The 12,612-nt window shown below is 53.4% G+C and carries 12 protein-coding genes and 1 pseudogene; 2 read left to right on the top strand and 11 right to left on the bottom strand.

Annotation, left to right across the window (positions count from 1 at the left end; all coding sequences use genetic code 11):
- Window positions 1-87: 87 nt before the first annotated feature.
- Together RTI28_RS19770 and RTI28_RS19765 are read right to left on the bottom strand one after the other, a co-directional pair.
- Window positions 88-1,173, bottom strand: coding sequence for an IS630 family transposase (locus tag RTI28_RS19770; RefSeq protein ID WP_043859632.1), 1,086 nt, complete (start codon window positions 1,171-1,173; stop codon window positions 88-90).
- Window positions 1,174-1,227: 54 nt separating this feature from the next.
- Window positions 1,228-1,440: a hypothetical protein gene (locus RTI28_RS19765; RefSeq protein ID WP_037061891.1), complete on the bottom strand. Its 213-nt coding sequence runs from the start codon at window positions 1,438-1,440 to the stop codon at window positions 1,228-1,230.
- 202 nt (window positions 1,441-1,642) lie between these two features.
- Here RTI28_RS19765 and RTI28_RS30420 point away from each other — a divergent pair, with 202 nt between their 5' ends.
- The gene (locus tag RTI28_RS30420; RefSeq protein WP_095158879.1) at window positions 1,643-1,774 is read left to right on the top strand and encodes a YHYH domain-containing protein; all 132 of its coding nucleotides are present in this window, start codon (window positions 1,643-1,645) and stop codon (window positions 1,772-1,774) included.
- A gap of 72 nt (window positions 1,775-1,846) precedes the next feature.
- On the opposite strand, the gene RTI28_RS19760 is transcribed toward RTI28_RS30420, so the two are convergent.
- Window positions 1,847-2,443: a TraX family protein gene (locus RTI28_RS19760; protein WP_009405340.1), complete on the bottom strand. Its 597-nt coding sequence runs from the start codon at window positions 2,441-2,443 to the stop codon at window positions 1,847-1,849.
- Here RTI28_RS19760 and RTI28_RS19755 point away from each other — a divergent pair.
- Entirely contained in the window at window positions 2,442-2,579 is a 138-nt protein-coding gene (locus tag RTI28_RS19755) for a hypothetical protein (protein ID WP_009405341.1), read from the top strand. The genes RTI28_RS19760 and RTI28_RS19755 overlap by 2 nt on opposite strands.
- 51 nt (window positions 2,580-2,630) lie before the next feature.
- On the opposite strand, the gene RTI28_RS19750 is transcribed toward RTI28_RS19755, so the two are convergent.
- The 8 genes and pseudogenes from RTI28_RS19750 to RTI28_RS19715 form a co-directional block, all read right to left on the bottom strand.
- Window positions 2,631-3,470 (bottom strand): transposase, encoded by an 840-nt coding sequence (locus RTI28_RS19750; RefSeq protein ID WP_082405802.1) that lies wholly within the window; start codon window positions 3,468-3,470, stop codon window positions 2,631-2,633.
- A gap of 405 nt (window positions 3,471-3,875) precedes the next feature.
- Window positions 3,876-4,298 (bottom strand): annotated as a pseudogene (locus tag RTI28_RS19745) (TniQ family protein); the annotation flags it as partial.
- 322 nt (window positions 4,299-4,620) lie between these two features.
- Window positions 4,621-5,439 carry a hypothetical protein gene (locus tag RTI28_RS19740; RefSeq protein WP_009405342.1) on the bottom strand — a complete coding sequence of 273 codons (819 nt, stop codon included), beginning with the start codon at window positions 5,437-5,439 and terminating at the stop codon, window positions 4,621-4,623.
- Between the two features lie 324 nt (window positions 5,440-5,763).
- Entirely contained in the window at window positions 5,764-6,132 is a 369-nt protein-coding gene (locus RTI28_RS19735) for a histone-like nucleoid-structuring protein, MvaT/MvaU family (protein WP_009405343.1), read from the bottom strand.
- A 102-nt stretch (window positions 6,133-6,234) separates the two neighbouring features.
- Window positions 6,235-7,926 carry a TnsD family Tn7-like transposition protein gene (locus RTI28_RS19730; protein WP_075804325.1) on the bottom strand — a complete coding sequence of 564 codons (1,692 nt, stop codon included), beginning with the start codon at window positions 7,924-7,926 and terminating at the stop codon, window positions 6,235-6,237.
- Window positions 7,927-7,941: 15 nt separating this feature from the next.
- Window positions 7,942-9,411, bottom strand: coding sequence for an ATP-binding protein (locus RTI28_RS19725; protein ID WP_009405347.1), 1,470 nt, complete (start codon window positions 9,409-9,411; stop codon window positions 7,942-7,944).
- A complete protein-coding gene (locus RTI28_RS19720) occupies window positions 9,408-11,576 on the bottom strand; it encodes a Mu transposase C-terminal domain-containing protein (RefSeq protein ID WP_043860658.1) in 2,169 nt (722 codons plus the stop codon). Before RTI28_RS19720 ends, RTI28_RS19725 begins: the two co-directional genes overlap by 4 nt.
- Window positions 11,573-12,427 (bottom strand): TnsA endonuclease N-terminal domain-containing protein, encoded by an 855-nt coding sequence (locus tag RTI28_RS19715; RefSeq protein WP_037061886.1) that lies wholly within the window; start codon window positions 12,425-12,427, stop codon window positions 11,573-11,575. Before RTI28_RS19715 ends, RTI28_RS19720 begins: the two co-directional genes overlap by 4 nt.
- Between the last annotated feature and the right edge of the window lie 185 nt (window positions 12,428-12,612).

Genomic DNA, 12,612 nt, shown 5'->3' with positions numbered 1-12,612 from the left:
AGGCAGCTTTGGGTCCAGAGGGGCAAGAGAAGCTGTAGACATAAACCTTTAATGAAGAGGCCTAGTGTGGTGTTTCACAAGTAACATTCATATTTTTCGGCCTAATACCTCGGCCGCCCGGCCGACGCTCGCCAAAATGTCCTCGGCCTTTCGATACCAGCGAAACGGTCGAGGGTTGGCGTTGTAAGTGGACAAGTAGTACTCAATCGACTCCTCCAGATCCTTCACGCTGGTGTGTGCCTGGCGCTTGATCCACTTCTCGCTCAGCGTCGAGAAAAAGCGCTCCACCAGATTCAACCAGGATGCCGATGTCGGTGTGAAATGCACTTGGTAGCGCGGATGCGCTGCCAACCATGCTTTCACTTTGTCGGTCTTGTGTGTCGCGTAGTTGTCCATCACCAGATGAACAGGCATGTCCTCTGGTACGTTGGCGTCCACCTCTTTGAGGAAGGCAAGAAATTCCGTGCTTCTATGTCGACGCTTCAATCTTCCGATGACTTCACCCGTAGCAATGTCCAGCGCCGCGAACAACGATGTGGTTCCATGGCGTTTGTAGTCGTGTGTGCGAGTGACGGGATTGCCGGGGGCAAGAGGTAAGCTTGGCTGGGTACGGTTCAGCGCCTGAATCTGGCTTTTCTCGTCGATACAGAGCACCAGAGCCTTGTCGGGCGGGTTGAGATAGAGCCCAACAATGTCGTGGACCTTGTCGACGAACAGAGGATCGGTCGAAAGCTTGAACGTCTTCTCAAGGTGAGGCTTGAGTCCGAAGGCATGCCATATCCGCATGACGCTGGCTGGAGAAATACCGGTTGCCTGACTCATCGAGCGAGTACTCCAGTGGCTGGCATCTTCGGGTTTGGATTGCAGTACCTGATTAACCACGTCCTGTACTTGTTCATCGGTAATGCTGCGAGGCCGACCTGAGCGATGTTCGTCATTCAAACCATCAAGCCGCAACCGACTGAATCGCACCCTCCAACGTGAAACCGTGTGCACGCCAATACCGAGCCTGTGGGCGATCGAGGTGCCTGACTCTCCACCTGCACACGCCAAGATGATTTCGGCCCGAATTCGGGATTCGGCGGGGCCTTTACGTTGCCGGGAGCGGCGAAGCAGTTCGAGGTGTTCTTCGTCGCTCAACTCAATCAGGGCAGCAGGTCGGCCGGTTTTCATATCGTTGCTCCGAGGCATTTCTGATGCTGAAAAGCCTAGACCAAAATATGAGTGTTACTTGTGAAACACCACACTAGTTGGGCCTCCAAATACTTGAAGTTGGTACTCCGAAACGGCCTCAAGTAACGACTCCGCCAGAATTCTCAGGTGCTCGGTCTCATCGGATGGGCGCCCCGCAGCTTTGGCTTCGTGGTACCTTCGCAATGCCTCAATGGCCTGCTGCATCAGTGGCTCACCCGCCTCTATCTTTTTCCGTAAATCGTCCATGCCGTCCTCCGGTTTTGCCAACGGGAGTATAGGACGCATAGCAGATCACTCCGTTAGATACCCGTCATGAACGACAGCTAACGACCCATACCAGTCATTCCTTTCATCGGCTTCGCGGCAATTAGGATTGTTAACGGGAGGCACTTGGCCATATGCTCGCCAAGGCAATTTGCCACTACAACGCTGAGCATGGAGTAGCCTGATGAAAATCGTTTCCCTCGTGATTGCTGCCGTCCTTTCGTTCTCCTCGATAGCCGCCTTCGCACACAGCGGTGGTACTGACTCCAAGGGTTGCCACACCAATCACAAAACGGGCGAGCGCCACTGCCATTAAGGCAGTGCGTGGGCTCTTTCAGCGCTGGCGTTCTTGACCCAGGGGATGCCAGCGTTAAAGCAAAGCCCGCAGCTAAAGCAGGTTGTGAATTCCCAGAAGCCCTGACGGGTAGAACCAATAGCTCCACTGTGTGACTGGCAAGATCTTGAATGGCAGCCGGGCCCAGAACAGAACCAAACCGAGCAAAGGAGCCAAAGCCGCGATCAGCAGCGCCAGAACAGCGAACGGCTCAAGCTGCGCCGCCTGTTCGAATAGGCCAGTACGAGAGTTGACGATTAGTTCGGGGCGTTTGATGGCAAGCACCAGAGCCGCCGGCACGAACACCCCGTAGAAGCAGTACATCAGCGGCTCGCTCAGCAGATAACCCACCAGAATTGCACCGCCAGCCATTACTAGGCTTTCGAGCGTCCGGTGCTGAACTCTCCAAGCGACCAGAAGCCCTAGCGCCAACGTGACCAGGACATTGAAGGTGCCCGAGGTGCTGACCATCCGGTAAGGGACTTCAGAAAGAGCAGCGAACAGCACCAAAAATGCGAGGTACCGACCATTGCTCTGAGTGAATAACTCACCTGGCTGATTGCGTAAAACGTTGATCACGACTGCCAGACAGAACTGGGGAAAAGACAATCTCGGCTCGCGAGCCCTGAAGAATGGCTGGCTGTGGGCCATGGCCGGCGCCTCGTTCGTGGTGATCTTCGCCCTCAACGTGCCGTTCCCGCTGATCGTGCTGGTGGACGCCATCATCCTCGCCATGTTCTTCGGCTCTCACGTGCTTTGGCCACAGAGCTTCAGTGGGGGCATTTGATTGGCCTTCCGCGATGATCGCGGTGACGGCAGCGATTACTCTGCTCCACTGTTAGCTCAGCACGTTGCTTGAGGGCCCGCTTGATGACTTTCTGCGATAGTACGCGTTCCCCCCAAGCAAAAAGTCGAATCCTGGGGGCCCCTGCCAATCCCTAAGAACACCGGTTGATTTGAGAAGTGCTTCGGGGTCAACACCGTTCCTGGAAAAGCTGTCTAAATCCCACTCAAAAAAACTGACAAGAACAGAGAAGACCGGATTAGGTACCGTGGATACCAAATTTAGACCGCCGGTGTTAAGTGGCAGCTTTAGTCTTGTCATATCCGCAATCGCACAAATCAACCTTCTCAGTCGAAAATGCCAAACAGACTCCAAATGAAGTTCAATCTGCTGCACGGTGAGCGGGAATCTGCTCTTACGTACTGATGGACTCGGAGGCAGGCGAACAGGAAGTAGTTTTTGCAGATTGGCGAGGTTCACCCGTTTCTGTTCTTTAGAAATCAGGTAAAGATCCTCAACCTTCGCTTTCAGAATGGCGGCGAACGCGCTGTCTCGCTTATCGCTGACGTCCTCGACCTTAAGCGATTCGGGCTTCGATCCACTAAGCTTCGCCATCAGCCAGGTGTTATCGTTTTCGTTAAGCCACCGTGTGGCTTGGTAAGCCTTTCTCCAAAGATACTCCAGACTGACATCTGTTCGTGCTGCTAGAATCGTCTCGATTTTTTGCCGACACTGTTCTTTTTTACCGACTTTTGGCTTTTCCAAGTTCGAACGAGATCTTGCACCTGAAATACTTTGAAGAATTAGTTCTTGCCTCAATGCGCTCTCAAATTCATCTACTGTTCCAAAAAGATGTAGCGCAATAATTAGATGACGCGCGAGCGGCATATCCATCTGACCTCGATGAGAAGTAAACCTAAGCCACTGCGAACGCTTACCTGCTCCATAGGCTTTGTCCATTTCCGATAGAGATTCATCACCATATTTAGATTGGATACTGTCGAATAGCTTTGAAGTGCCTGTAAATCTACCGTGTATAAACCCGCGCTTTCTGCATTGGCGCAGATAGCAAGAACACAAGGCCTCACTACTCATCGTCTGTATATTTCGCTGAAGCAGTTCGTGTGCGAACTCCGCGAACTTCTGTTGAAGATGACTTCCCTTCTTTGCCGCCGCTGGAGAGAGAGCACTCCAACCGCATGCGCAAGGCTCGGTAAGACTCGGAAGCAACCGAAGCTTTCGGAAGAACGGATGGGTGCATTCGGGACAAACATGCATCAGTAAGTCACCGTGACGCCAACAGACGGAGACACCCGGTATATGGTGGGACCGGTGCCAATAGGCATAACCCAGTTCAAGTAGATCCTGCTGCACACAGCTGGGGCACAGTTTAGCCTTGCCGTGGACGGATCCTTCGCGACGGGGAACACGCGCAACCCGGCAAAAACTGAGCCCTGTCGCCCCATCATTCCCCTCTTGAGCGATGCCTAGAAAAGGTCTGTACAAAGGGAAAGTGGTGTTCGTGGAAATCAGCTCCTCGAGGTTGGCCTCTGCATCGCCAGGTAGCCTGGCAGCGAGCACCTCTAGCCGCTTGGGTAGCGTACCTATGGAGAAAACGTCCGAGCCAAAAAGGTCACGAAAAGTTTCCCCAACGGTTTTGTTACCTGAAAGGAAGTGATAGCGAGTTATACGAGAGTGCAGCATCTCGCCCGGCATAGTCATGGGAAAAAATAGAAGATCAGACATCGGTTACCGACTTACAAATTAGGTTCGGGAAGAACACTCATTCCGTGATCGGTACACTTGTATCACACCAAACCCTGTATCAGGGTCAGGACTTTTAGAAATTTACAAAAGTGTGATGGCGCATAGCCAGTATACTTTCAACACTTTTTTGCCAATATGGCTGTGTGCATCTGCTCGGCAAATATCAAGTGCGCGCCATGATTTTCGGGGGGTTGAGGGCAGTGCCACTCTCAAATTCTTTAACACTTTCTTGAAAAAATGTGTGCATCACATGGCGAGCTGACCACCACCCACAAACTCAGTTTTCGCTCGGCTTTACGAATTCCAAGGCAGAGGCAACATTCTCCTGGGAAGGGCGCTGAGGCGCAGCGGCGCTTCGGACAGGCGGCTTGTCCTCCTCTTCGAGCGCCGGCCACCGCGTATCGAAACCTCGCACTAAATATCGGTTCGTCCGGTCAAATTGATGCTCGTTGTGAAACTCACCAGGGCGGAACGAGACCAGCTCCATGGCATACAGCTGCGTGATCGTATCGGCGATGTGATGTCTGGGAACCCCTGTGTAGCTCGCCAGACGGTCGTAGCTGATGGTCGCTATTCCGCGGCGATCTCGGAATGCCAAGATCGCCAGATAGATCTTCATGGCGTGAAATGACAGCTGCGTAAAGTTGAATTCGCTCAAACGCAGCATACGTCCGAGGTTGCCGTCGTATAGCCACAGCTTCGGGATTTTCCCCCAACCGTAGTCATCATTCCATTTCTCGATTTTGATCAAGGACCCACTCTTGAGGGCGCGCGTCTCGCGAGCGATCAATCCGGCATTTTCGAGTCTGAGAAGGGACCGCGCTACCACCGCTCTAGACATCACACCAAGCTTGCACAACTCCGTATAGGTGACCTTGGCCATTCCTGTGGAGAAGTCCGCGCGGCAGCACAGCACCAGAAAGAGCTTGAGCGCTGCCAGGCTCTCGTTGCGCAGTGCAGGAGCATCGACCTCTGGCTGCACAAGGTGCAAAAACAATCGGCTGCTTGGCCTGGTTGATCGGCCGCGGAAGTCTACAAGAGCTCCCTCGTGGATCCATCTGATCGGCAGCTTCGCCCACTCACTCTTGGCCGCCATCACGCCTTCCCCCATGCAAGCCAGACAACATAGAACATCAGCGCAAGGCTGATCATTAAGCAAAATAACGCAAGATTAACTGGATTGGAGGAAAGCGCTTTCTCAAAAAAACTAAGTAGGTTTTTCACTGTTGCAGCTCCGAAAACTGATCAAGGCTCAACTGTGAAGATCTCGCGCCGCCTTATCTAGATGGAGGCATACCGATTTTCCTTCTCTAGCCCATGTAATACGTGGCTTTCAGGAAAAATTTATAGTTCATTTGAGTTCAGATTCAGAGCCCAAATCGGGGGGGAGGAGACCAATCAAGGATCAGTCTCCTTTCATTCATCGCTGAAGCCACGACTCGACCGTGTCAGCGCCGTGTTCTGACTTCCAGTACTGGAGGCGCTTGTGGTTACCCCCTTTTGTCTCGATGACCTCACCACTGTGAGGATTGAGGTAGACCTTCAGCGCGCGCTGCTTACGCTCCGCTCTAATCTTGGGCTCCCTGACAGGGCGTACGATCGTGGCTTTCGGATCCAGCAACTCAATCACCTGCGGCAGGCCAAAGCCATGTTCGGCCAGAAGGGCTCGAAGCTTTGTCTCAAACTCGATCTCGCGTTTAAGGCCCTCATCGTTTTTCAATGCTTCTAGTTCAGCCAGCTGAGCTGCAAGCTGTTGTTCAAGTTGACGAAACTCCGCCAAGCGCGACATTTGATGACTCCATTTTTGGGATTGGCTGACATCGTAACACTATGGATCAGGTGGACAGGTGGGCCGAGCCCGTCAGCTTGAAGCTCGCGCGGTACCTGCCGGCTAAAAGCCTTTACCCTTCTTGGACGACACCCTCGGCCTTATGCAGGCAGTGCGGTACAACGACGATTGAGTCACGCTTCGTTGCTCCGACAACAGTTTCTCCTGAGCCCATTGCAGACGCCGACGATGAAACTGCTCAGCAGACTCGCATTCCTGCTCCAATGCTCCCGCACAGAGTGGGAGTTTGGCGAGTTGCTTCTCGAACCGCGACAGTGCGTTGAGCTCCCTACCAATCCTGGTACGCGATACTCGAACGGGTTTTCCAGATACTGCTCGAAGCCTCTGAGCACAACTTCTGATCTGCTCAGCAAGTTCCGCGTCGAGGACAACGAATACGCCGGCACTATGCGCCCGGCCTCCGTGGGCATTGCGATGCTCCGCGATGCAGTCCGTAAGCCATGCGCGATCGCATCGATAGAGCCACGCATAATCACGACATTCGCGAGCCTGGAGCCGACGATGAGCCTCCTCAAAGGCTGTTCGCCGCTGCCGGCGCTCGTTTAAAAATCTCGCTTCTCGCCAGGCGCTCGGACCACCTTCCACGGCGCGGATGGCCCGATAAACGTAAACCACGGACACATTCAGCGAGTCGGCGATCCTCAATGCATCGTGTCCGGAAAGCGCTAGCTTCCAAACTGCCGCTGGCAGACCATCCAGCTCTTCAACTCTGGGACTCGCCACCCTCAGGTGTGATGAGCGGACCTCAATTGGCAGTGCTCTCCCCTCCCTGGGCAATAGCAGCTCCCCAGTGTGTGGGATGCTTGCCAGTTCAACTTTCAAAGCGCTGGCCAGCAAGATGTACTTGAGAGGATGGTGGGTGCCTCTGGGCCTTCGAAGCAGCTTGGTAACCCAAGTCGCAGGCAGTCCTGGAGAGGCCTCACGAAGAATCGAATACTCCCCTGCGACCGGGAGTTCGTTGAAAAAACTGTTCATATGCGCAGCCAAACGGCACAGATCCAACCGATGCGCTTCACCGCAAGCCAGATCAAGAGCTGCAGCGCCTTGCAGGAGAAAGGATTGCACTACAGTAGCGGCTAGCGGACCTAGACGTGAACGGAGCAATTGCTGTGAGTTCAATGCGACCTGGTGCAACCTGGGGACGTACTCTTGGGCAACCTCCAGTTGGACTGAATGGCCTTGTACTTCGTCATCGTCTGGAAGATTGAGCTGTCGTGAGTTTCGGCTATGCCAGCCGTGATCCACTACCTTTAGCAACTGGCAATGGTCGGGACATACCAAAACACCGGGTAGTTGGTGGGTTCGATGCCAGTAGGCCGCCCCATCCCGAGCGATATCTTCGTCGATACACAGGGGACAAAACCGCACTCTCGAAGCGCCCTCGATCCGACTGGCATTGATGCCCAATTTCAGCATCAGTCCTTTACCATCTACCGCCATCACGCCCTGAGCGTGCTGCATTTGGTCATGGGTGAGGAAGGGTGCGTAGTAAGGCAACACGGTATGCAGCTCGATGATTCGAGCAACGGAGAGATCAGTGCCGTGGGGAAGTAACTCGGCCAAATCAGCCAACCGACTCGGAAACGCCACGTTCTGCGTAAACGAGGCCGCGGCGAGCTCGCCAGCGAAGGCAGCTTTACGGCTACCTCCACAAAGCCGGGCGTATCGAGAGAGGACACTGTGAAGTGTCTCGTCGAGAAAAGCTGCTGGGAAGAAATGGAATTTGAGCCCCATCTCCATACCCTCGAATCATGATTTACGGTAGCTTGGTGAAAACTCAAAGAGGTCCGTAGAGATCCAACCAGCTGACTTCAGCGCTGCCAGGGTGTCAGGCTGTTGACTCAAGGCCTTTGCCTCCGATGATTCCACAGCAACAGCTGCGGGCGCGGTAGGAGCTGTAGGCTTACTCTCTACAGCTGTGGGAGCCTGGGTCTCCGGCTTAGAGTGCGGCGTCACACCACGCAGCAATGCAATACGCTCTGAGCGAGGGAGTCCGTCAAACGCCATCATGGCTATCAGCTGCTCCTCGATAGGAAGCAAGTCGTCGAACTGCCGCATACGTGCAGGGTTGCGGCTGCGTAAAGCCGAGATAGCCGGTTTGAGAATCTGCATCTTGGCATTACTGACCTGGGTAATTATCTCGGCAGTCAGACACTCAACACCGCTCTGAATAGCATATCGCTGGCTAAGTACCAAAATCTTAACCAAAAAGTCCGTTACGCCTTGGGTGTGCTCGTACAGCGCGTCGAAAATTTTGGGAGTGAGTTCAGCCTGCTGCTTGCACCATTGATAACTCCAGAGGTTCTGAACCAGAAACTGCCACTCTTCATCATCTTTCTCGAATCGCTTGAATTCGACCATACCGCCACCGCAACTGCGCCGTGCAACACGCATAACGTCAGAGAACAGGCTGATCATCGAATTCGTACCGATGAACACGACAGGAATTCCGATATTGTTTACGAGGTGGAGGAAGAAGTTGAGCATGCTGTCCTTCCCACCCGTCTTCGCCAAGTGAAGGTTCTGAAGCTCATCAATAAGCAAAGCACCAATGTAGAACGTGCTGGCGACCTGCTCCATCTGCTGCAGCGCATCGTCGATGTTCCTGTACCGATGTCGCTTGTGATAATCCGCATCTCCCAGTGCCTTACCAACGGCATGGAAAAACTGTCGGCAAAATCCAGCAAGCGAGCCATCTCGCGGACAATCCAGCTTGAGCCACGTGATTTGTGTTTGGACGAACTGCTTGCCCTCAAAACGCTCATGCCGAATCGTCTGTGGATAAAGGCTCAAAATGGCGTGCAGAGCAGTGGACTTCCCAATTCCACTCAAGCCTACAACACTGAACGAGTCAGCGGTCGACTTGAATGAGTCATGGTAACGCTGGGCCCCTGACAGGGAATGTAGATGCCTTACCGTGGTAGGTGAGGTTGGGTTGCGTCCAACGTATCCCCGGCGGATCAGCAGGGAAATCATGGACTCCAGCTCCAAATGCAGCAGGAAAGGTTGAACGACTGTCCTCAAGCGCTCGATGCAGTGAACCCGTGTTGCACCGTCGAGATCAAGCTCTGCGGGTGTAACTGGCTCGGGGAAATTCGATATCAAATCGATAGCATCCGTATCAACAAGAATCGGCGGCAGAGCTTCGATCAAGGGGTTTCCCGCGTACTCAGCGATCGCTTGTTTGGTATAGCTCGCAAAAATTTGTGCGCCTTTCATTGAGTTTTCCCCGGCCGCGTTCTTTTAAGGAGATCGATCACCTGCGCGCGGCGAGGTCCCGCATACGAATCATGCGTAATTAAAGGTGTGTCGGCAGCGGGTTTTGCAGGCTCGGCACGGACGCCATCAGGAACAAACGCATTCTCGCGCTCACGCTCCCGTTCCTCGGACCGGTTTTGGCGGATATTACCCACCGCCTCAGCCTTGGTGCTGGCAGCTGGTTCATCCTTTCGCTCGGCCCGCGCATTGCTGATGATTTGTTCGACCGTGTCGACCAAGCTCACACGGCTCTCCAGCTCCGCGCGTTTATGAGATGGGGGCAACTGTCGATACGCTTCCAAAAGATCGTAGATTTCATCCGAACGGTAGTCGGCGTACTTGAAGTCCGAGCCTCGAAGGTCACAGCGGACGAACTGCTTGTTCTCACCCTGAATCCAGATATGCGCCGCGGAATTCGGATCAAACCGACAGTCAATCGACCAGACACCATTACGTCGAGCCTTGGCAAACCAGTTCTCTTTGATGGCGAGCTCGCAAACATAGTGCATTCCGCGAAAGAGCATGCCGCCCTTTTGCACGGTGGCTCGTTCGCGAGGCAGCAGGTGGAGATAGATCAATTCGTCAGGCCGGTTATTGGCGTGAATCAGGTCATTCTCCAAAGCCCAGGTCCATATGCCCGTCGGAGTAGGCTCGACGCCATCGTTCATCATCGCCTGTGTGAGGCGATCCGGCTGCCGATGAAAACGGTTGTAATGAAGAACGGACTCAATGACGATCTGGGTAAATTCCTTCAGGTTCAGCGTGGCATCGAGTCGACAGTCCCGCTCGCCCCGCTCTTTATCTCGTGCGGCAACGCCGCCTGGAAGCCACCTGATATCGGTTAGATCATTGAGGATACCGAATCGACTTTCGACCATGGGCTTCCAATCTGGTCTGTACGGAGGTGCCGTACCCATCTCGATGCCCAAGCCGCTTGCCAGCCCTTCTGCTGCAAGGGACAGCATCTCGCCCCGGTCGGCGTAGATCTGATGTGGCAAATGATGACAGTCCCAATCACCGGGGGCGATCTCGACACCGTTCTTCGCACAGAACTCCACCTTGGAGGTAAAGGCGTTGAACAATGCCTGCCGAGCGCCGTTCCAGCTAGGCCCCTCCAGGCCGACATAGAGACCAACAATCATTCCCGAGAAGCTGTCCACAACGACGTATACCACCGGACGACCGATAGTCATCCGCCGCGAGTAGCTGTTAACCAGGTAGATGTCCGCAATCGTCGCGTCGATCTCAAACTGGTGGCACGGGCCACGAAGCCAATCGCGAACAGTGCCTGCGATTGGGCGGCAATCCTTAAGCCACTTCGTCAACCCTTTACGCCCACGATCAGTTTCAATTTCATCAAAAAACTGCTTTCCCCAGTAGTCGAACTGAGTGAATGTTGGAATTTCCGATTCCGGAAGAAGTCGTACCCGATTTTCCGAGTTTTTCGAAAGATCCTTTACAGAATAAAATTTCTTAAGCATCTTGTCGTAAGCAATACGAAGAGATGATGTTTTATTTTTTGCATAAAGCGCATAACCTACTTTTATGCATCGCTTATCAATAGCACTGAGCAATTTACAAGGGGATACAAGTACCCCCTGAAATTTTGGTTTCCGTCCTGGTCGTACGCCAGGCGAGTAGTTTCTGTTCGCCACTCCTACAGCCGAATAGTTCTTAAGAAACGCATTTCTTACCTGACCATAAAACCAGTATCGATACAGTAAGCGGTAAATGGTCTTTCGCTGGATACCCAGCTCAGCGGCCCTGTTCCCAACCAGCCGGCCCATCTCGCCCTGCACGAAAATCTGTCCTGGATAAGCCGGGTCTAGGAGAGGCTCGATAATTGCCCACTTCTCATCTCGATCACGCTTAGTGCTGTCATCGAGGTCATCCTCCAGAACGAGCAGAAACTCAGGCACGGCAGTCACTACCGGCTTGGTGTCGCCAGACTCTAACGACAGCCTGAGCTCCTCAAGGCCCAAAGGATAAGGTTTACCTGGCGGCTCGGTCAGAGCTATCACCATTACGGCGTCCTGAGCCTCAATGAGGTGAAGAACTCTAACCATGGACGAGATCACAGAGTGTTCCGTTACAGGTTCAAACACCTCATTCACTGAAATATTCATGATAATTTCTCAATGAATGAGGTCATCTCGGCGGGATAAACTACCTTGAGATCTGGTAACGGCGATTTGAGGTGAAGCGGAGCGCTGCTCAAATCGACCTGAATCATCTTGCTCCAGATAAGATGGAAGAACATGTCCCGCGCCTCGGTATACGGTATAGACAAACGGGTTGCGATTTTTCGCAAAGACTCAGATGTCGACCAAGGGTAAGCCTTACTAGCCTCAAGGATTTCGAGAAAATCGGAGTGCAGAGATGAACTCATCAGAGGCCGGGGTAGCCGTGCATATTGTCTCAACAGCCCGAGATTCTTAATCAGATTAGGTGTGAACAACTCCTCGGTGACAATGCTCCAGTCCACGTCCTGGCTCATCCAGAATCGTCTCTCAATCTCCAATTTCTCCAATGTCCGGACAGAGTCCTCCCCGACGAGATCTTGCTGATACTTGATTGTCCTTGCGACGGACCTGAAATCCCCATTCGGCTGCTTCACGGTCAAAAGGAAGTCTGTCGTCATGACTAGCGGGAGGGTGGTTCCTTTGTATCTCGGATATCGGACACCAATTGCCCGGGCAATTGCTTGGGTGCTTTCCACCTGGAGCAGCGGATACTGCTCACGGATGTCCACGACGTCTTCAGAGAATTCGCAAACCAGGAAAAAGGCGCGTTCGAGATCGGACAAAAAGTGATGTATACGATCGATTTTCACGCCTTGGATTTTGTGAGACCGCCCCCGCGACGGGACGTCCTGTACACGCAACCAGGGCACGTAACTGGCTCCGGCTCCGGCACCAAATCCGTTGGCAATGTGCCGTTCAATATCCTGCTTCGAAGCAAACCTACGACCGCGCAACACTGCCTCCTCAGACCAAACGAAGCGCTGTACCTCACATTCAAAAAAATAGTTCTAGGAAAACACCGCCCACGAGGAGCTGCTCAGAGGGTCGTACCTAGACTACTCCGGCTGAAAAGCGAAGCAGCTAATCCGGACCAATGGCGTGGTCCAGAAACGGGAAACCCCCGTAAATACGGGGGTTT

The sequence above is a fragment of the Pseudomonas sp. zfem002 genome, assembly GCF_032621685.1.
Taxonomy (GTDB): Bacteria; Pseudomonadota; Gammaproteobacteria; order Pseudomonadales; family Pseudomonadaceae; genus Aquipseudomonas; species Aquipseudomonas japonica.
Note: the sequence above shows the minus strand (reverse complement) of the source record. Positions and strands in the feature narration are given on the sequence as shown.